At 59.8% G+C, this 18,883-nt stretch carries 16 protein-coding genes and 1 pseudogene; 13 read left to right on the forward strand and 4 right to left on the reverse strand.

What is annotated here, in order from left to right; genetic code table 11:
* Positions 1-89 precede the first annotated feature (89 nt).
* From AC0L2K_RS31505 to AC0L2K_RS31515, 3 genes are read left to right on the forward strand one after another with little or no spacing between them, the layout of a single operon-like run.
* Positions 90-1,208, forward strand: coding sequence for a YcaO-like family protein (locus AC0L2K_RS31505; protein WP_287137047.1), 1,119 nt, complete (start codon positions 90-92; stop codon positions 1,206-1,208).
* A complete protein-coding gene (locus tag AC0L2K_RS31510) occupies positions 1,208-2,392 on the forward strand; it encodes a TfuA-like protein (RefSeq protein WP_288142178.1) in 1,185 nt (394 codons plus the stop codon). Before AC0L2K_RS31505 ends, AC0L2K_RS31510 begins: the two co-directional genes overlap by 1 nt.
* Positions 2,377-5,028: an adenylate/guanylate cyclase domain-containing protein gene (locus AC0L2K_RS31515; RefSeq protein ID WP_287240927.1), complete on the forward strand. Its 2,652-nt coding sequence runs from the start codon at positions 2,377-2,379 to the stop codon at positions 5,026-5,028. The genes AC0L2K_RS31510 and AC0L2K_RS31515 overlap by 16 nt, the downstream gene beginning before the upstream one ends.
* A 109-nt stretch (positions 5,029-5,137) precedes the next feature.
* Here the strand turns inward: AC0L2K_RS31515 and AC0L2K_RS31520 are convergent.
* Positions 5,138-6,218, reverse strand: a pseudogene (locus tag AC0L2K_RS31520) (metallophosphoesterase).
* Between the two features lie 849 nt (positions 6,219-7,067).
* On the opposite strand from AC0L2K_RS31520, the gene AC0L2K_RS31525 reads away from it, so the two are divergent.
* The 3 genes from AC0L2K_RS31525 to AC0L2K_RS31535 all read left to right on the forward strand — a co-directional run bounded on the left by AC0L2K_RS31525 (position 7,068) and on the right by AC0L2K_RS31535 (position 12,453).
* Complete coding sequence (locus AC0L2K_RS31525; RefSeq protein WP_473533245.1) at positions 7,068-8,789, forward strand: adenylate/guanylate cyclase domain-containing protein; 1,722 nt, start codon at positions 7,068-7,070, stop codon at positions 8,787-8,789.
* A 254-nt stretch (positions 8,790-9,043) separates the two neighbouring features.
* Positions 9,044-11,950 carry a helix-turn-helix transcriptional regulator gene (locus AC0L2K_RS31530; RefSeq protein ID WP_473533246.1) on the forward strand — a complete coding sequence of 969 codons (2,907 nt, stop codon included), beginning with the start codon at positions 9,044-9,046 and terminating at the stop codon, positions 11,948-11,950.
* Between the two features lie 137 nt (positions 11,951-12,087).
* A complete protein-coding gene (locus tag AC0L2K_RS31535) occupies positions 12,088-12,453 on the forward strand; it encodes a hypothetical protein (RefSeq protein WP_128247671.1) in 366 nt (121 codons plus the stop codon).
* Positions 12,454-12,939: 486 nt separating this feature from the next.
* Here AC0L2K_RS31535 and AC0L2K_RS31540 read toward each other — a convergent pair whose 3' ends face one another.
* Positions 12,940-13,200 carry a DUF4242 domain-containing protein gene (locus AC0L2K_RS31540; protein ID WP_128247672.1) on the reverse strand — a complete coding sequence of 87 codons (261 nt, stop codon included), beginning with the start codon at positions 13,198-13,200 and terminating at the stop codon, positions 12,940-12,942.
* A gap of 180 nt (positions 13,201-13,380) precedes the next feature.
* On the opposite strand from AC0L2K_RS31540, the gene AC0L2K_RS31545 reads away from it, so the two are divergent.
* Entirely contained in the window at positions 13,381-13,596 is a 216-nt protein-coding gene (locus tag AC0L2K_RS31545) for a BBE domain-containing protein (protein WP_353817178.1), read from the forward strand.
* A gap of 277 nt (positions 13,597-13,873) precedes the next feature.
* Here AC0L2K_RS31545 and AC0L2K_RS31550 read toward each other — a convergent pair whose 3' ends face one another.
* On the reverse strand, positions 13,874-14,053 hold the full coding sequence (locus AC0L2K_RS31550) for a hypothetical protein (RefSeq protein ID WP_128247673.1): 180 nt from the start codon (positions 14,051-14,053) through the stop codon (positions 13,874-13,876).
* Between the two features lie 135 nt (positions 14,054-14,188).
* Here AC0L2K_RS31550 and AC0L2K_RS31555 point away from each other — a divergent pair, with 135 nt between their 5' ends.
* A complete protein-coding gene (locus AC0L2K_RS31555) occupies positions 14,189-14,449 on the forward strand; it encodes a hypothetical protein (RefSeq protein WP_091598970.1) in 261 nt (86 codons plus the stop codon).
* A gap of 4 nt (positions 14,450-14,453) precedes the next feature.
* Positions 14,454-14,714, forward strand: coding sequence for a hypothetical protein (locus AC0L2K_RS31560; RefSeq protein WP_023803860.1), 261 nt, complete (start codon positions 14,454-14,456; stop codon positions 14,712-14,714).
* On the opposite strand, the gene AC0L2K_RS31565 is transcribed toward AC0L2K_RS31560, so the two are convergent.
* A complete protein-coding gene (locus tag AC0L2K_RS31565) occupies positions 14,711-15,424 on the reverse strand; it encodes an SOS response-associated peptidase (protein WP_128175135.1) in 714 nt (237 codons plus the stop codon). The genes AC0L2K_RS31560 and AC0L2K_RS31565 overlap by 4 nt on opposite strands.
* 276 nt (positions 15,425-15,700) lie before the next feature.
* Between AC0L2K_RS31565 and AC0L2K_RS31570 the strand changes: the two genes are divergently transcribed.
* From AC0L2K_RS31570 to minE, 4 genes are all read left to right on the forward strand, one after another.
* Positions 15,701-16,138, forward strand: coding sequence for a hypothetical protein (locus tag AC0L2K_RS31570; RefSeq protein WP_023803858.1), 438 nt, complete (start codon positions 15,701-15,703; stop codon positions 16,136-16,138).
* A 165-nt stretch (positions 16,139-16,303) separates the two neighbouring features.
* Positions 16,304-17,086 (forward strand): septum site-determining protein MinC, encoded by a 783-nt coding sequence (minC, locus tag AC0L2K_RS31575; protein ID WP_023803857.1) that lies wholly within the window; start codon positions 16,304-16,306, stop codon positions 17,084-17,086.
* 105 nt (positions 17,087-17,191) lie between these two features.
* Positions 17,192-18,007 (forward strand): septum site-determining protein MinD, encoded by an 816-nt coding sequence (gene minD, locus AC0L2K_RS31580; protein WP_023803856.1) that lies wholly within the window; start codon positions 17,192-17,194, stop codon positions 18,005-18,007.
* Positions 18,004-18,276, forward strand: coding sequence for a cell division topological specificity factor MinE (gene minE, locus AC0L2K_RS31585; RefSeq protein ID WP_023803855.1), 273 nt, complete (start codon positions 18,004-18,006; stop codon positions 18,274-18,276). Before minD ends, minE begins: the two co-directional genes overlap by 4 nt.
* The last annotated feature ends 607 nt before the right edge of the window (positions 18,277-18,883 follow it).

Consider the following 18,883-nt stretch of genomic DNA (forward strand, 5'->3'; position numbering starts at 1 on the left):
CAGAGACTTTCGGGAAACTCTCGCCACAAAGCGGAAGAGTTTGCGACCTTGGCTTCGTTGAAGAGTTGGTTGAAGGGATACTGGACCGATTGCCAATAACACGCTTGGCGGATATCACGCCCCTTGACTGCGTGGGCGCGCCGGTGTTCGCGGCGATTTCGCCGCTCGCAAGCGACTTGACGACCCATTTGGGGAAGGGGCCGGACCGGCGATCGGCGCGGATCAGCGCGATCATGGAGGCGGTAGAAAGGGTCGCGGCCGAGCGGATTGCTGCTCCCTCCCGCTGTGCGAGCTTCGAGCAGCTTCGCGCATCCGGTGTCAACGTCGCTGATCCTCTGGATTTCGATTTGCCGCCGCGGACCGCTTACCAAGCGAACCTGGAGTTCGAATGGGTCGAGGCCTGGGATCTATACGGTTCCCGGCCGATCTGGATCGCGGCCGACCTCGCTAGGACGCCGCCCAAGCAGGGAATATTGGATCATGTCGATACGAACGGACTGGCCGCAGCCGCTACCTATGCGGAGGCGCTGCGCCATGCGCTCCTGGAAGTGATAGAGCGAGACGCTGTGAGCCAGCATCAGTTCTTCGATCTGTTCGGGGATGACGGGCGCGTGCCACCCCACAAGGCGAGGATCGATCCGGACTCGATTCCAGAGTCCTGTAAGCGCTTCGTCTTGTCCGCGACCGAAGCCGGCATGGATGTCGTTCTTGAGGACCTGACCAGCGATCTGGAAATCCCGGTTGTCGGCTGCATGCTGGTCGATCGCGCCTTCCTGACCGAGCATGGCCCGATCACGCATGTCTTCGGTGGCTGGGGAGCCGACCCAGTTACAGAAACGGCCCTTCGGCGAGCGGTTACCGAAGCATTCCAGTCGCGTGTTGGCGTCATTCAGGGCGCAAGAGACACTTTCAACGGCCTGTCCGCAACGGCTCGGCCGTTCACGCTCTCGGCAAGACGGCATCTGCTCTGCAAGGCGCCGATGGTCCCGTTCTCTGCGCTTCGAAGCAGGGCGTTCGACGATCTGGAATCCGAAACTGACTATATTCTCGATCGGCTGGGATCGGTGGGCATCCGGCAAGCAATCGCCGTGGACATGAAACGCGACGATCTAGGCATTGCAGTCGTGAGGGTCAGGGTGCCTGGCCTCTCCGCCTTCGTCGCGGACCGCCATCGCGTCGGCTGGAGATGTGCGAGACACCTCTTGTGATGCATGAGCTGCCGCCGATCGTTTTCATTGGGCCAACGGCGTCGCGAGAGGATGTTCTCTCGGTTCTGCCCGACGCCCTGGTGGCGCGGCCCTGCCGGCGCGGTGACCTCTATCGCTACCGTATCCTCAAGCATTCCATTTTTCTCATAATCGATGGTGTCTTTGGCGGCTCACTCGCTGTTCCCCCGCGCGAGGTCATTGATGTCATCAAAGACGGAGCTGTCGTCATCGGAGCTTCGAGCATGGGCGCGCTGCGTTCCGCAGACTGTTACCCGGCTGGCGCGCTGGGGATTGGCATCGTCTACCGCCTATACCGGCGGCGCGCGATATCCTCCGAGGATGAAGTCGCCGTCACGTTCAGGGAGGATAGGCCCTATCCGTCGCTGACAGACCCGCTCATCAATATCCGTGTTGCATTGCGCCGAGCCGTGAACCTTGGCGTGATGACGACAGCCGACGGTGTTTCCATCGTTGCAGCTGCCAAATCAACGCATTACTCTCATCGCACATGGAGCGCGGCGTTCAAGGATGCCGGGGTCATACCTCCCATGGCGACGCAAGAGTTTCTCAAGGGGGCCGACGCAAAGCGGCAGGACGCGAAGCTGGCGTTTCGCAGGCTCGAAAAATGGTTGCGGACGGGGGCTTTGCGACCACAGCCGCCAAAATATGGGCCTGGACTGTTCGGATTGTTGGACGAAGGGCGCGAGCGTGGGCCTGACCCGCTCGACGGCACCAAAATAGATGCAATCCGAGATGATCTGGTGGCGTGGATCGTGGTTTCCGGATACATTCACCGCATGCATCTGCATGGACTTTCAACACAAGAAATCACCAGCAAGCTGACGGTCGAGCAGGCAAATACGCTCTGGGCCGCGATCAGCACTTCCTTCGACTTCGACGCCGCTCTTACAGGGTTCAACGTATTCAATCGAGCGGTGAGGGAGGCACGGCGACTCGGGATTTCACCTGAGGCGAGCGACCTTCAAGACGCCGAGCTGGAACTTGCGTGCGCCCACCAAGTCTCGTGTTGGAACGAGCTGGCGACCAGTGGGAGATTGTCGACGCCGGACTTGGCGAAGCAGCGGGACCTGCACGCCCTGACGAAAAGCTTGAGACGCATCCTCTTTCCGCCTGCAAGTGCTCAGGAACCTATGGAACACCAACCACAATGGGAACGCAACTAACCAGCAACGACGGCTTGCAGAGTGAAAGCGTCTGCATGCTGTTCACGGACATCGAGGGGTCGACAGGGCTCGTTGACAGATATGCCGATGTCTATCCATTGATGTTGTCGCGGCACCATGAGCTGCTCCGAAACGCCATCGAGTCGCATGGAGGAGAGGAAGTCGGGGTTGCCGGAGATTCCATCTTCGCGCTGTTCCCCGGCGCGGACCTGGGGGTTCGGGCAGCGATCGACGCCCAAATTGCAATCAGCAAGGAAAAATGGGCTAAGGGGTGCGAGCCCAAAGTGCGAATGGGTTTGCACGCTGGCACGGTGCAGCGGCATGAATCCGCGATCGTGGGCATAGAAGTACATCGCGCGGCTCGAATAAGTGCAGTTGCGCACGGTGGGCAGATTGTGATTTCGCATGCCGTCCGTGATGATATCTCTCAAAGTGCAATTCAGCCGGGCATGCACATCCGCGACCTTGGCTTCCACCGCCTGAAAGATCTGCGCTATCCGGAAGCGCTGTTCGACCTGGTGGTTCCAGGACTGCCCAGCGATTTTGCGCCCATCTCGTCGATGGGTGCAAACAGGACGAATCTCGCTCTCGAGCCGGAGGCATTCTTCGGAAGGGACGCGGACGTCGAGAAGGTCCGGCGACTTATCCTCGAAAGCGGGCGCAGATTGGTCACACTCACCGGCACGGGCGGTTCTGGAAAGACGTCTCTTTCGCTCGTGGTTGGCAGGTCACTGATACAATCCTTCGCTCGTGGCGTATTCTTTGCCCAGCTCGGCAACATCCACAGTGCAGATTTGATTCCGTCTGCGATATGCCAGACGTTAGGCATACAGGAAGTAGCTGGACTTTCTGCGATCGAGTCCCTGCGCAACTCGATCGGCGATGCGCACTTGTTGTTGATTCTTGACACGTTCGAGCACGTCATTGCCGGTGCCCCGACCGTGACGTCGTTGATGAAGGAATGTCCCCATCTTGCTTTCATTGTCACCAGCCGGGAGACCTTGGGCGTTCGAGGTGAGACGGAAGTTGTCGTGGGACCGCTGCCTCTCCCCGATGAAAGGGCCCCTTTCGACGAGGTTTCGCAGAACCCCTGTGTACGGCTCTTCGTCGACCTGGCCCAGCGAGAACGTCCAGAGTTTAGGCTAACGCCCGACGTTGCCCGTGAGATTGTTCAAATCTGTCGGCGCCTCGACGGTTTGCCCTTGGCGATCGAGCTCGCTGCTTCGCACATACGCGTGCTGGATCCGGCCGCACTCTCGCGGCGGCTTGTCAGAGGTCTGCACAGCCTCAAGCACAAGGTGAGAGATGTCGACCCACGCCACCGCACCTTGCGGGCGGCCATTCAATGGAGTGAGGATCTTCTGACGAAGGACGAGCGCGAGGCGTTCCGGAAGCTGTCTGTCTTTGTGGGTGGGTTTGACGTGGCGGCGGCAGAATATGTGATGGCTCCATGGTGCAACGGTGATGAGGCCGTCGAACACTTGGAGTCTCTTCTAGCAAAGAACCTGGTGTATCAGAATGTGACGCTCGGGAAGCCAAGGCTCCACTTGCTCGACACCATTCGAGAGTACGCCAGCCAAGGCCTGAGCCAGTCGGGTTCGTTGCAGGATTGTCAGGCGCAGCATGCCCGCTACTTTGCCGCCCTCGTCGCGGACGATGCTCCGAACGTGATGCGGCACAATCAACGGGATTGCGTCGAACGGCTTTTCCAGGAGACCGGCAACATAAGAGCTGCTCTTGAATGGCTGATGAAGCAGTCAGACGCGGACGGGACGGCCAAGCTATTTTGCGCGCTGAAGTGGTTCTGGATCTCCCGTGGCCAATTCTCTGAAGCGAAGCGGTGGTCGAAAGTAGCTGTGGCGCAGGCTCGGCACGTAGGAGAGGCAGGTCCGCTCGCCGAGATATTGGATGCAGCAGGTTGGATCAGCTACATGTCGGGCGATCCTGCAAGGGCTCACGAATTGTCCAATGAAAGCCATAGGCTCTGTCTGGAGCTTGGCAATCAAGCCGGTGCAGCGAGTTCCGGCATTATTTTGGGCATTGCCAAGGTGACGTTGGGCGAAGATCTGGAAACCGGTCTCGAACTGATAAGCGGGTCGCTGGAACTCTTCAGGGCCTTGGGCGACGACTACGGGGCCGTGGTGGCGTTGATCGCTTTCGGCGAAGGGGCCCGTTCAGAAGGCGACGAGAAGACGGCCGAGAAATACTATCAGGAAGCTCTTTCCCTGCTGGAAGGTCTCGGGGATACCTACTGGCCAGGTCATTTGTTGCAGAACCTGGCTCATTTCAGGCTGCACCAAGGAGACTGGAAAGAGGCAGCCAGGTTGGCCCGCGACGCCTTGGCCATCAGCGAGAGGTACGACTACCCGGTGGTTGTCAACCTGGCGACTGCCGCTGTCAGCGGGGTATTCCTGGCAAAGGGAGCCGCCAAGGAAGCTGCCTGGATCATCGGTGCCATCCAGGCGCGTTTAACGCGATTTGGAGCCCGGTTCGAGCCGACCGACAACGCCGATTTTCAGAAGATTATATCGGTGACCCGCGAAACACTTGGTGAAGAGCAATTTGCATCCTGTGTTTCGAAGGGGTCGAGCGCTTCGTGGGAGGATATTCTAGCTCTCGCCCGGTCGTGCAGCTAGTCGGCCTCGAACACGCTGATCTCGGCGGGTTGGCCGGCGTGATCGGTCCCAAGGCACGGCGCCCTCGCAAGACGACAGTCTGCAAGCAGAACAGCGCGTTAGGACAGGGCTAACCGGGGCGTTTGCTGAAGGCGTTAGTAAACTTCACCTCGCCATCGCCGCCGACCGCTTCGGCTAATACCACGTCCAAATAGTCGTCCGTGACATGCACCACGGCAAAGCCGCCCATGAACGCGGCTTTCGGCTTGAAGAGATCCAATCCGCTGTGCTGATAGACCATGGCGGTTTCGTGCTGATGGCCGTGGAAAATGCCGATGACATTGTATTGCGCGAGAAGCGACTGCAGCGCCTGGCGCTCTGCATCGCTCCACCAGTGCGGCGTGCCGGACCCGTCGTCGTCGAAAGTCCGCCTGACGGGATCCCATCGTTCCGTCGAGAATTGGTCCCAGCCGTAATGTTGGAACAGCACGACTGGCCTGCCACGGCAGCGTAGGTGGCGAGGTCGTTCTTGAGCCAGGGCAGCCCGCTGATTGCGCCTTTCGTGGTGTCACCCGCGAAGCGGTGCGCCTGGACAAGATGGAGTCCGCCCAGTCCCACGAGTAACTGTCGGACGCTACATCGTAATTTAACACCGGTACTGGCGGCTTGAAAAATACCGTCGTGCGGTGATTGAGTTCGACATAATCCCGCAGTTCTCGCCGATACCAATCGACATGAGGCGGTGGACCGTCTTAATCTAGGTCGTGATTTCCCAGACCGGTGTAAACCGGAAAATGGATACGATCGGGACCGATACCCTGCTGGTAGCGCTGGCTGAACTGGCGAAGCTGTGATCCCTCGCCGGGCGTCGCGACCTGACCGCCCCCGTCATCGGTCATGTCGCCGCCGATGATCACGCCGAGCGGCTCCGCGATCTTGTGCCCCGCACCCGCAAGTCGCGTCGCGGCCCCGTCAATTCGGCTTGGCCAACTCTCGCCGGAAATGCGATTGATGACAGCGATGTGACGGAGGAGGCTTGCGTCGGTCTTGCCCTCATTCGCGCAATTGGGGTTCAGGCCGCTGGCCATGCGGCAGGCATGCACGTCACTGGTAAAGATGAATGTTGCGTCGGTTCGGGGCCGTTGTGGCGCAGCCTGGCCCAACGAGGCATTGGGGAACATGGCTGCTGCGCCAAGGCCGAGCAATTGCATCACGACGGCGCGTCTGGATGGAGGATAATGTCCGTCGCCGCATTGGTTCATTGTTTATCGTTCCGACTTACGAGTTAAATCGCATTGGGTTGAAGCGAAGCGACGTGAATTTGTGCCAGCCCTCATTTGGTCACATCTACGGGAGCCTGCGACGACTCGTGCCCAGTGTATCCAGCAGCTTTCCTCAAGCCCACTCAAATACAGCAGTCTGTCCTTGCAGGCGGCCGGACCTCCGGAAGGGCGCCGAGATCGCTCTTGATCTGCGCCGTATCCACCTCCTTGAGAGTGGATCCGGGCTCAGCGCGATCGTCCGGATTGGAGAAATGTCGTGACCGGAAGTGGCGCGACCGAGCCGGCCGGGCATCGGCTCGATACCGCGATGGAGCGTTCTACGTCTCAATCGGGTCAGTCAGGGGCCTCGGACCTACCGGATCGAATGTCCGCTATCGCTTTTTTGGACGCCAGAAACTGCCGGTCGGCAAACGGCCCCATTGCGGTCATCCGCGAGTATGCATCTGGCTGACTGGAATTGGCGCTAGTTGCCCATTCCGGTGGCCAGCTCGAACGGTAAAACCTGACCCAATCCGGACCTTTGCCGCGCCGGATTCCCTTCCCGAAAGCGGACTTCGGGCGCAATCAGCACTCATGACCCTGAGCAGACTTCCTGGAACCGTCTGCCTTCCCGAAAGCAGACCTTCGCCGAAACCGGCACGAATGGCGGGCTCGACCCATCGCAGACCTATGTCGTCGGCCCCTGAGCAATGTTCGGAATGATGCCCATAGCAGCCAATGGACATCGTGGCACAGCACAAATACCATCGACGGAGACTGCCCTAAGGCATCATCTAAATGGCCGACGAACGCGCCAAACGCCGCCTTGCCGCCATCGCCGTCGCAGACGTCGTCGGCTACTCGCGCCTCATGGAGGCCGACGAGACGGGAACGCTGGCGGCGCTGAGGGAACGGCGGAAGACCGTCCTGGAGCCGATTGTGCGGGACCATGAGGGGCGCATTGTCAAGGTCATGGGCGACGGCGTGCTGGTGGAGTTCGCCAGTGCGGTCAATGCAGTTAAGGCGGCGCTGGAATTGCAGGAGAAAATGGCCGAGGCCAACACGCTTTTGAGTGAGGATCGACGCATCGTTCTGCGTATCGGCATCAATCTTGGCGACATCATTGGCGAGGGATCGGACGTCTATGGCGACGGCGTCAACATAGCCGCGCGGCTGGAGACGCTAGCGGAGCCGGGCGGGATCTGCGTTTCGGCAAAAGTGCGCGATGAGACCCATGGCCGACTCGAGCTTGCTTTCGAAGACATTGGTGAGCAACAGCTGAAGAACATCGCCAATCCTGTGCGTGTATTTAGGGTCGCGGCTTGTGCGGTATCTTCAGCAGCCGTCGGTCCCTCGTTGTCCCTTCCCGACAAACCTTCCATTGCCGTCCTGCCGTTCACCAACATGAGCGGCGATCCTGAACAGCAGTATTTTTCCGACGGCATCACCGAGGATATCATCACCGAACTGTCGCGCTCGCGTTCGCTGTTCGTCATTGCCCGGAACTCGTCGTTTCAATATCGCGACAAAGGCGTCGATGTGCGCCGGGTCGCGCGCGACCTTGGCGTTCGCTACGTCGTCGAGGGCAGCGTCCGCAAGATGGGCAGCCGGATTCGCATTACGGCGCAGCTGATCGACGCCGTTCCAGGCAACCATCTGTGGAGCGAGCGTTTCGATCGCGGCATCAAAGAGCTTTTCGACGTTCAGGACGAGTTGACACAGACCATCGTCGCCACTGTGGCTGGCCGTCTGGAGGACGCCGAAATCAGGATGGCCGCAAACAAGCGGACCGACAGCCTACCGGCTTATGATTGTCTGCTGCGCGGTATCCAGCATTTGCGCGGCTATGGTCCGGACGATAACCGTCTCGCTCGCGAATTGTTCGAGCAGGCCGTTGCTCTCGATCCGCGATATGCGCTGGCCCATGCCTACTTGGCCCTAGCGCTGCTGGTCGAGAACCATTATGGCGGTGCGTCCGATTCCATCAAACAACGTGCATTGGACATTGCCACGGCTGCAGTCCGATTGGACCCGCGCGACAGCCGATGTCACACGTTCCTCGGACAGGTCTACCGATTTCGTGACGAGTACGATCTGGCAATATCGCATCTCGAGCGCGGTGTGGCGCTCAACCCCAACGACGCCATCGGCATTGTTCATTTGGCCGGAGTGCTCGGCGTCTCCGGTCGTGCCGAAGAAGGCATCGAACTCCTCCACCGGGCCATCAGGCTCGATCCCTATTTGAACTTTTTTTGGGGCACTCTTGCCCTATGCCTGTATCCGTTAAGGCGTTACGAAGAGGCCTTGGTGGCAAGCCAGAAGATCGGGCCCACCAAGTCTCCGTGGCAGATGGCGCGCGAAGCAGCCTGCCTGGCACAGCTTGGACGTCTCGACGAAGCTCGCGCCAAGGCTGCCGAAGTGCTCCGACGCAAGCCGCGGGCGGAGATGCCGCACTACAGATATCCGGCCGATGCGGAGCACCTGCGCGAAGGCTTGCTGAAGGCAGGTCTTCCCGAATGAGGTTGAACGTCCGCCTTGCGTCGCCTCCAGTCGCAGCGTGAACGGCCGCTATTGAGAAACCCTTGAATGACTGGTTGTGGTACAACCGAGCCGGGCTCGGATTTTACCGCTACGGAGCGTTCTAGGTCTCAATCGGGTTCCTCCAGTCACTGCAAAGATCGCGAAGCGTCGATCGGCACGCTCGTGCTCTGTGACAATCCAGCACGTTTGTGCGAGTATTGGATTGCCGAAATTGAAGAGGATAGAGGTCGGCTTTGACGTTCGTCGGTCGCGAACGAGAGCTTGCAGCGTTGTCGTCGGCGTTGATGTCGGCGAAGGGTTGTCGCGGCCAAATGGCCCTCGTCTGCGGCGATCCCGGGATCGGAAAATCGGCCCTCATGCGCGAATTCGCGGCGCGTGCTGAAGCCGAAGGGTTCCGACCCCTCTGGGGCCGGTGCCTTGAGGAGCCGGGAACGCCGATCTACTGGCCATGGCTGCAGATCGGGCGTGCCTGGCTGCTCTGCCACGAGGAAGAGGATCGGAACGCCATCGTCGGGCCCGATCTGGACATCCTTGCCGACCTCTTCCCTGACCTCACCAGACAATCATCGGAACCGAAGCATCAGCCATCAATCGATGATGCAAACCAAGCGCGCTTCCGCCTTTTCGACGCCTATGCGCGATTTTGGCATCGTGCGACCCGGCAGGAATCGTTCCTGCTACTTCTTGATGACCTGCATCAGGATTCGAGTGCATCCATCAAACTCCTCGAATTTGTGGCCGAAGCTTCTCAGGATTGCTCTTTGGTCATTGTAGCAGCGTTCCGCGACAGCGAGATTGCGCCTGACCATCCCGTAAATGCGTTGCTCTCTCGCGTCGTCGGGCGTCCCTCGGTGCAGCGTCACAAGCTTGCCGGTCTTGGCGAGGATGCGACGCACGCCCTTCTCGCAGCGATGATAACGGCAGATCTGTCACGTGCTATCCGCGCAACCGTGTACCGGGAGACCGAGGGCAATCCCCTCTTCATACATGAGATTGCGCGCGAAATAGACCGGGCATACGTGGCAAATCCCGCAGCGCTTAGCGCCGGTTCGACTTTACCACTACCCGACAGCATTCGCACACTCATAGGCGAGCGGATTGACCGGCTTTCGGTGTCATGTCGCAGCGTTCTGGAGATGGCGGCCGTTTTCGGCCGCACTTTCGACTACTCGCTGGTTGCATCGCTTTGCGATGTAGACAAATCCATCGTCGGCGAGGCGCTGGACGAAGCCTTCAAGGCCCGGATCATCGAGGAAGCGCCGCAACGCGGTTATTGCCAGTTCACACACGCTCTGGTCCGGGAAACCCTTTACGATGCGATGTCGCCGCCTCGGCGCACGCGACTACATCGGGAGGCCGGCGAGTTGATCGAACATGCATACGCCGGCAACCTTGATCAGTTCCTTCCGCTCTTGGCGCATCACTTCACGGAGGCCGCCAGCGAAGCGAATGAGAAGGCACTGGAGTATTTGCAGCGCGCGGGCAGGTGGGCGGACGCGTTCTACGCCCATTCAGAGGCAATTCATTACTATCGGGAAGCCTTGCGGCTGCCGCATGTGCAGACCGACACCCGCATTGAACTGCTCCTCGCGCTTGGGTGGGCTTTGGTCCACGGCGGATCGCTGGACGCCGCTGCCAAGACATTTCTTCGGGCCGCAGCAGCAGCGCGAGATCGGAGGCGCGATGATTTGCTGGCGAGTGCCGCCCTGGGATTCGAAGACGCCCGGTGGCGTGAAGGGAAAAAAGGCGGAGAAGCCGTCGAGCTTCTGGAGAAGGTCCTGAACTCGGGCACTGTGATCGACTGGAAGCAACAGGTCTGCCTGTATGCCGCACTCTGCCGCGCCTGCGGTTATGCGTCGCGAAAACAGGAAGCGCTGGACGCCTATAATAAAGCCGTCACTCTTGCTCGCCGGCTCGGAGACCCACAGGCGCTTATCGTTGCCTTGTGCGCCATTGCTTCCGCGCAGACGTGGCCGGAGCTTTTGCCTCTGCGGCTCGATGCAGCGAAAGAGGCGATAGAACTAGCCGAGAGGCGCGGACACCAGAGTTGGCCTGTCAGCCTGATGACGGGCTTCTTCTTCGAAGACCTCATGGAGGTCGGCGACATAAGAACTGCACGGACGATCACGGAAATGCACAACCGAGTCGCCGACGCCATGCGTGATCCGTTCCTGCGCGCCGTCGGCCAGAATATGCAGGTCGTGCTCACGATGCAGGAGGACGTCGGGGAGCGGGCGGAAGAAGCAATCCGGCAGTCCTTTCTAATTGGCAGGCGTTTCTCCCCAGATAGAGCCGAGGGCGCTTTCGGAACTCAAATGTTCACGCTCCGCCGCGAACAGGGCCGGTTGGAGGAATTGCGGCCGGTCTTGGAAGAATTCCTGAATGTCGGCCCGAGATCGGCATGGCTTCCCGGTCTTGCCGTCATCTGCGCCGAACTTGGACTGACGGAGAGAGCGCGAGAACTTCATAGACACATAGTTGCGAACAATTTTGCGGCGATCCCCCGTGACGCGATGTGGCTTCTCAGTCTCACCTATTCCGCTGAGACCTGCGTTTATTTGCGGGACCGAGATCACGCCTTTCCAATCTACCAACAGCTCGCGCCGTATTCGGGACGCAACGTGCCTGCCAGCGTCACCGTATGCGTCGGATGCGCCGACCGCTATCTCGCCATGTTGGCTAATCTCATGGGGAATTGGCCGTTAGCGGAGCGTCATTTCCAGGTAGCACTGGCGTTCGACGAACGCTGTGGCAGCGTCATTTGGCTTGCGCACACATGTTTCTGTTATGCCGAAGCCATCATGGATAATGGGGGGAATGTTGGGCAAGCGGCGGACCTGCTTGAGCAGGCCCGCTCGACTGCCACCGAAGTGGGCATGCCCGCTCTGCAAAGGCGCTGCAAAGAGCTCCGTGAACGAATGGTGACTTCTATCGATGATCAGGACGGGCTGACCAAGCGCGAGCTGCAGATCATGGAACTGCTTGCGACCGGCAACAGCAACCGGGCGATCGGCGATCGGCTTTTCATTAGCCCGCACACCGTCGCCAATCACGTCCGTCATATTCTCGAGAAGACCGGGATGCCAAATCGAACCGCGGTTGCGACCTATACCGTCGAGCGGAAGGGGGCCAAGAAATAGTCAAAGTTGACTATATGACCACCGCCCGGAAATGCTCCCAAATTGATCAGTCCGGTGGATTTTTTTGCTCGCTCGATCGGCGCATCATGCCCCTAAGGATCAGCTTAGGGCGGACAATCCAAAACGGAGCAAAAACGATGCGCAGGTATATCGGTCTTGTGGCATTTTGCCTGACGACGACTCCCCTGCATGCCGGCGAACTTTCAGTCATGGCAGGCGAAAGCCTCGACCTCGGCGGCTTTCATGGCGTCGTCTATTACACCAGTGAAGGTGACGGTTATCGGGTCGTCACAACAATCGCGGATGGCGAGGCTGGCTTGCCCGTGCGCTTCATGGCAACCCTCGCTGAAGGCCAGTCGCTCACGATCTCCGTGCCCGGCGAATTGGACGAGCCGAGCCTGAGGCTCGAAATCTCACGTGTGGGTAACAAACTCTTCCTCGCCAAAGCGGAACGCGCCGTGGAAGAATTCGGCAACGCCAGCACGCATGCCATAGCTGAGTAATTTTCGACAACGGCGTGAATGGCAACCGACGCAGCGCAACTCTCGCCCTTTCCTTGGCAGAAATCCAGAACCAAAAATGCGGCGGATGGGACCCGGCGCGGCATCTTTGATCCACGCAAGGATAATTTGTGCAGAGGAACCGTTATGCAGCTCTTGATGTCCATTTGTCTTATCGCTGCCCCGACGCAATGCCGAAATGAGCGCGTGATAGTGGCTTACGAACCGGTCGGCCCCGTCATGTGCATGGTCACAGCGCAGCAATCAATCGCACGGTGGCAAGGAACCCATCCGAAGTGGCGAGTGATGAAATGGAAATGTCAAGCACGGCTACCGACCGTAGAGCGCCTCATCTAATTAATTGGGGTCACCGCGACCGTTGTCGCTTGATCCCGTCAAGTCCTTGTGGCGATCCCATTGTCGCATTCGCGAGGGGTTGTTCCCGAATCCGGCTTCGCCAGGGTGGCCCTGGCTCAGCGGATACGGACATCACGCCGCGAATACTTCCGGATGAAACTCGCTGACCTCCACGACCGCGTCGGCTGGAACATTTGCCCGCCGCGCTGCCTCGCGGATCAGTTCCGCGCTGTCGGCCTCATAAAGGCAGTAGGTCTTTCTCTTGTCCGCGCTGAGGAAGGAATAAAGCCAGTGCACGCCCATTTCGTCGTTGATCAGGGTCACGCCTTCGACACCCTCCCGTGTGAATTCCAGTTGCTCCGCGAAATTTCGCTCGATTAGAAACAGGGGCATAATTCAATCTCCAACACGAATTGATAGTCCAAACGATATCCCACGTCAGACTAATTTGTCTTCTTAAAAGGCCGGAAATGTTCTTCAATCATGAAGTGCATTAGTTCTTTTTTCTACCGAACTTTTTGCCTCTGAGGGGGCAATAACGCAGATTGCAGCAGCCGAAACTCTTGCCACGAGATGCGCGGCCCGGTTATTGAGCGAGAGAGCTCCGAATGCGACGAAGCCCGAAACCTCTATAATGGGGCCATCTATGGCAGTAACTACGACCGTCTGGTCTCCTTGAAGGGCAAATACGACCCGACCAACTTCCTCCACGTCAACCAGAACATCAGGCCGGGTCAACGACCGCGTTCCAAAATACCGGTAGAGATCGCGGACAGGGGCATTGAATGATTGGCGGAGGACGAAAGGTAGGTTTGGCTTCTCAGTCCCGACGTTCTGATGTCGTCGGAAATGACTGGATCGGGTCGAATCCTGCGGTTGAGCGAATGTCGGCAATGGAGAAGCCCGCCGAATGGCCGGAATTGGCGCAACCAGGACCAATAGCTTCGCGCTCCCGATGTCCGCTTTCGAGAACAGCGAAATTGCTTCGAATGACCAAGATAGGCGCTAAGCCGACCTTCGAACGGCACGATTGAACACGCGTCCTGCTACCGTCATCTCTAAGCGCTTACCGCGTCGCCCGGCGCCGTCCCTCCACGGCGTCAAGCCGCTCCTGCAGGTGCCCATTGAGCACGATCATCTCCTTGAGCGCCTTCACCGCGTCGCCCTTGTGCTGGGCGATGAACTTTTGGGCGATCGCCTGAAGGGCGGCCTCCTGGCGTCTGTCCAGCGTCACGATGTGGTCCATAACGATGCCTCCGACAGTTTCTGTTTAAATTGAACAAAACGGGAACAAAAATGTCAAGTGTGAATTGACTTGGCGAGGAATGCCTTCCTATTTGTCAGTGGTGGGGCGGTTGCTCACAAACTGGGGAGAGCCGCGATGGGCAGACGAAAAAGCCGGTTTGACAGGCTGTCGGCGAGGCATGCCGAGGCGATCATCAGCGACGCTCTCAGCCTGCGCAGGACGGTGCTTTCGTCGCAACTGCATCTGAAGGCGCATGGCGAGCTGTTTTGGCAGCTTTGCGGGCTTGTCGAAAAATTGCATGAGGTGATGGCCAGCGTAGCGGAGAAGGAGCCCGATTTCCGGATGCCGGATCTTGGCCTGCTTCCGCTTCCCGAGGGCTATTTGACTCGGAAATGAGGCCATGGCCGGGCCGATGGACAGCGTTGGACGTGCCGCGAAGGCCAACATGCTGCTGATCGTCGAGTGCGGCCACTGCTACCATGTCGGGCGTTTTCGGGCCAACGACGTGGCCAAGGTGGTGGGCTGGAACAAGCCGCTGGAGACCATCCGATTCAGATGCAAGCGGTGCAACCGAACGGACACGACGGTGAAGACCCAGTTCGTCGACCAGGACCATCCGCCGAAGGGCTACATCTGGGTGCTGCAAAAATTCAAGCTTTAGAACAGCGAACCCTGTACCGGCGCCTGTGGGGCCTGCGGCGGAAATTTTATCTGTGTCGCCGGCTTGTCGACGATCACCAGCGCGTCGTCGGGTGCCGTGCGCTGCAGGTGCCTGGCCTGCGACCACGGTGCGGTCAGCCAGGTCTCGGTTTCCTCCTGCGTGGTCAGGATCACGGGCATCGCCTTCTCGTGGATCGGCGCGATCAGGGCGTTGGGCCTGGTGGTCAGAAAACCGTAGAGCTCGAACTCGCCGGGGCCATCCTTGACCTTGCGCACGCCTTGCCAGGGCGTCCACAGGCCGGCGAAGAAGAACAGCGGCCGCGCCTCGTTCAGCGCGAACCAGTGGTTTTTCTGGATACCGGTATCCGGGTCCTTGTCGCCCGGCGTTGGGCTCGGTTCGGCAAAACTGGTCAGCGGCACCACGCAGCGGTTCTCGACGCCGAGATATTGCTGCCAGTGGCCGTATTGCGGGTTGCGGATGTTGGTGGTGCCGTAGTCGGCCTTGCCCTTCACGCGCTCGACCGGCGTCGGCATGCCCCACAGCAGGTTGGCCAGTTCCCGCTCACCGTCCGGCGCGTTGCGAACTACCGGGCCGGGCTGGTTGGGGTAGATGTCGATGGAGGGCTCGAGATTGCCGAGACTGTCGCGCAAGGCGCGGGTCCACTGGCGGATCGCCTCCTGGCTGGTGGTGATGTTGTAGAGGTTGCACATGTCGAGCCCAGGGATGTTCAGGCATCTTGCGGGAAAGGGCAGGTAATTTCCAGCGCTCTCCGGCCGGCTGCTGACACGCTACCCCAGCCCACAGCGCCACGATCACCGCCGCCATCCCGGCGATCGACCGCGGCAGAAGGATACCGCCGCGCGCAGCACGGCGAACCGCGGGCTCCGCCTACGCAACGCACACCGCTCGCGCGCGTTCTACCCATTAGGAGGAGCATGGCGATGTGACAGCTGGTCTCATGCGCTCACAATTGGAGGCAAACCACCATGTCCAAGTTCAAAGATGCCCTTGACCGCGGCAAGGAAGCTCGCCGTGAGCAAGAGGAGAAGGTCGGCAATGAGAAGGCCGAGGGGGTGGACTTCGGCGCGCAAGCAAGGGCCTGGCTAAACGACGTCGTGGTTGCGTCGCTGGAAACGGCCAGGGCTGACGTAGCAGGCGAGGTGGCCGTCGAGATGGACACCGCGCCACGCCGCCAAGCCAAAGCATCAACACCATCTATTCGGTTCAGAATCTACAGGAAGCGGGGAACGGAAAAGGAGGTGGTCGGAAGAACGTTCACGGTCAACGTCCAGCTGAGTGGACAAGTGTCGGTCTCTTCGCCGGGGATGGTGGCAAGAGAAGTGGGAAACATCGGGGATAGGGCTGACGAGCGGTTCTCTAGCTTACTGGCGGAACTGATCGAGGACGCAGCGAAGGGCACTTAGCCAGCAAGGTGTCGAGGAGGGGCCGGCGATTTCCAGCGTTGTCTGCGGCTGCTGACACGCCGAGCCTGTCAGTAACAGCTTTCCGGACGCCGCAAACAGCCCTCCGTTAACCTTTCGTTAACCATGGCTGGCTAGCGTTTACCTATCAGTAAGGAATCGCTGTCCGTGACCTTCGCCGCCCCCGTCGAGACCAAATCCATTCGCTTTCGCGCCCGCTCCTTCGTCGCCTTCACGCTCACCCCGGAGACGCCGCTTTCGGAGTGGCTGGAAAGCCTCGACCGCTGGATCGGCAATTCTCCCGGCTATTTTGCCGGCCGCCCGGTGGTGCTCAACCTCAACACGTTGAAGCCCGCGGTCAGCCAGATCGAAGCGCTGGTTGCCGAGCTTGGCCTGCGCGGCATCCGCATCTATGCCATCGAGCTCGAAGGCAACACGGTGCTTGAGCCCAGTCTGCCGCCTTTGCTGATCGGCGCCAAAGAGGCCACAGCCGGGCTGCTCATGCAGGCCGACCAAAAGGCTGCCGGCGGGCCGGAAGAGGCGGGCAGGGCGGAAGAAGGCAGGGCGGAACCGGGCAAGCAGTCAGAAGACAGGCAACCAGAAGACAGGCTGCCGGACGCGCCGGCCACGCTGATGGTCAAGACGCCGATTCGCTCGGGCCAGTCGATCTTCCACGCGCATGGCGATGTCATCGTGCTGGGCTCGGTCGCCTCCGGTTCCGAGATCGTCGCTGCCGGCTCGATCCACGTCTACGGCACGTTGCGCGGGCGGGCGTCGGCCGGTGTGCTCGGCCATTCGGCGGCGCGCATCTTCTGCCGCAAAAACGAGGCCGAACTGCTGTCGGTCGACGGCTGGTATTGCACCGCCGAGGAGATGGAGCCGGCCTTGCGTGGAAAAGCGGTGCAGGCGTTTCTGGAAAAAGACACGCTGCGCATCGCGCCGTTCAGCTAATGCAGTCGCCCGAAAGTATGCAGCAGTTTTAGAATTAAAACAAAGACTTAAGCGCATCGCATAAATCAAACGCTTAACAATACAAACAACAATAAGGAGGCATAGATGGGCAAAGTTGTGGTGGTCACCTCGGGCAAGGGGGGCGTCGGCAAGACGACCTCGACGGCCGCCCTTGGCGCCGCCGTCGCGAGAACCGGCAAGAGGGTGGCGCTGGTCGACTTCGACGTGGGTTTGAGGAATCTCGACCTGATCATGGGCGCCGAGCGGCGGGTGGTGTTCGACCTGGTCAACGTCATCCAGGGAACGGCCAAGCTGTCGCAGGCGCTGATCCGCGACAAGCGGGTCGAGACACTGTTCCTGCTGCCGGCCTCGCAGACGCGCGACAAGGATGCGTTGACCGAGGAGGGCGTCGGCGAGGTGATCGAAAAGCTGAGCTCGGTGTTCGACTACGTCTTCTGCGACAGCCCGGCCGGCATCGAGCGCGGCGCGCAGCTTGCCATGCGCTTTGCCGACGAGGCGGTCATCGTCACCAACCCGGAAGTCAGCTCGGTGCGCGATTCCGATCGCATCATCGGCCTGCTCGACGCCAGGACCGTCAAGGCCGAGCGGGGCGAGCAGATCGCCAAGCATGTGCTGGTGACGCGGTACGATGCGGCGCGCGCGGCGCGCGGCGAAATGCTTTCGATCGACGACGTGCTGGAAATCCTGTCGACGCCGCTGCTGGGCATCATTCCCGAGAGCCAGGACGTGCTCAAGGCCTCCAACCTCGGGTCGCCGGTGACACTCAGCGATCCGACCAACTCCGCCGCCCGCGCCTATATCGAGGCGGCCAAACGGCTCGAGGGCGAGGACCTGCCGGTCGTCGTGCCGTTCGAGCGCAAGGGCTTTCTCGATCGGCTTTTTGGAAGGAGGGCAGCATGAGCCTGTTAGACCTCTTCAAGCGGCGCGGCAGCGCGCCGGTGGCGCGCGAGCGGCTGCAGGTGCTGCTCGCATATGAGCGCCGCAACCGCAGCCAGCCCGATCTCGTCTCGGTGCTGCGCGAGGAGATCATGGCCGTGATCGCCAGGCACGTGCAGATCGACCAGGATTATCTGCAGGTTTCCATGGATCGCGGCGAGACGATGTCGACGCTGGAGATCGACATTCAGATCCCCAACAAGAGCGCAAGGCCGCTGGCCATGTCGGCCTGAGCGTTGCGCCTGTAGTAGCTTTTGACGCCGGCGGGACAGCGCCCCCTCTGGCCTACCGGCCATCACCCCAATGGCCGGCAGGACAGAGGGGGTACTGTCCCGCCGACATCTTCTTAATTTATATCAACCATAGGTTGCGTTAAATACTTCCCATCCATTTGCCGCTTGCGAAACCAACAAAAGGGTGAAAACGTTGGTCCGGGGTAAATGGGCAAGGGTGGTCGTCGCGGCTGTTAGAAGCTCCGGGGCGGCCTTGAAGAGCGATGAATTTTCCACAGTTCCTGGTGGGGATGACCGCCGCGGCATTCGTCGTGGCGCTCTCGACTTTTTTGGCAACGGGTTCAATCTGGAAGGCGCTCGGCTGGACGGTCCTCACCTTGATCGTTCTGCAGCTTGGATATTTTTTGTCCGTCGTCCGGCTGATCTATAGGGCCGAACGAAAGACACACAGTGACCGCGACCCGCGAGTACTGGACCGTCGAGACTGCATGCGGTTTCGAGATTCAGGTCGGCCACCACAAATATAAACATGCCTAGACCATGATGTTCATCAGATAGACAGTATGGTCTAAACCGCTTGAAAGCGGACATGTTCGGTTCTTGGAAT

Source organism: Mesorhizobium sp. WSM4817, from assembly GCF_055811135.1.

Excerpts from the sequence above, each read along its gene's own strand:
- AC0L2K_RS31510 (WP_288142178.1), top strand. The coding sequence starts at position 1,208 with ATGCATGAGCTGCCGCCGATCGTTTTCATTGGGCCAACGGCGTCGCGA.
- AC0L2K_RS31515 (WP_287240927.1), top strand. The coding sequence starts at position 2,377 with ATGGGAACGCAACTAACCAGCAACGACGGCTTGCAGAGTGAAAGCGTC.
- AC0L2K_RS31525 (WP_473533245.1), top strand. The coding sequence starts at position 7,068 with ATGGCCGACGAACGCGCCAAACGCCGCCTTGCCGCCATCGCCGTCGCA.
- AC0L2K_RS31535 (WP_128247671.1), top strand. The coding sequence starts at position 12,088 with ATGCGCAGGTATATCGGTCTTGTGGCATTTTGCCTGACGACGACTCCC.
- AC0L2K_RS31540 (WP_128247672.1), bottom strand. The coding sequence starts at position 13,200 with ATGCCCCTGTTTCTAATCGAGCGAAATTTCGCGGAGCAACTGGAATTC.
- AC0L2K_RS31545 (WP_353817178.1), top strand. The coding sequence starts at position 13,381 with ATGCGCGGCCCGGTTATTGAGCGAGAGAGCTCCGAATGCGACGAAGCC.
- AC0L2K_RS31550 (WP_128247673.1), bottom strand. The coding sequence starts at position 14,053 with ATGGACCACATCGTGACGCTGGACAGACGCCAGGAGGCCGCCCTTCAG.
- AC0L2K_RS31555 (WP_091598970.1), top strand. The coding sequence starts at position 14,189 with ATGGGCAGACGAAAAAGCCGGTTTGACAGGCTGTCGGCGAGGCATGCC.
- AC0L2K_RS31560 (WP_023803860.1), top strand. The coding sequence starts at position 14,454 with ATGGCCGGGCCGATGGACAGCGTTGGACGTGCCGCGAAGGCCAACATG.
- AC0L2K_RS31565 (WP_128175135.1), bottom strand. The coding sequence starts at position 15,424 with ATGTGCAACCTCTACAACATCACCACCAGCCAGGAGGCGATCCGCCAG.
- AC0L2K_RS31570 (WP_023803858.1), top strand. The coding sequence starts at position 15,701 with ATGTCCAAGTTCAAAGATGCCCTTGACCGCGGCAAGGAAGCTCGCCGT.
- minD (WP_023803856.1), top strand. The coding sequence starts at position 17,192 with ATGGGCAAAGTTGTGGTGGTCACCTCGGGCAAGGGGGGCGTCGGCAAG.
- minE (WP_023803855.1), top strand. The coding sequence starts at position 18,004 with ATGAGCCTGTTAGACCTCTTCAAGCGGCGCGGCAGCGCGCCGGTGGCG.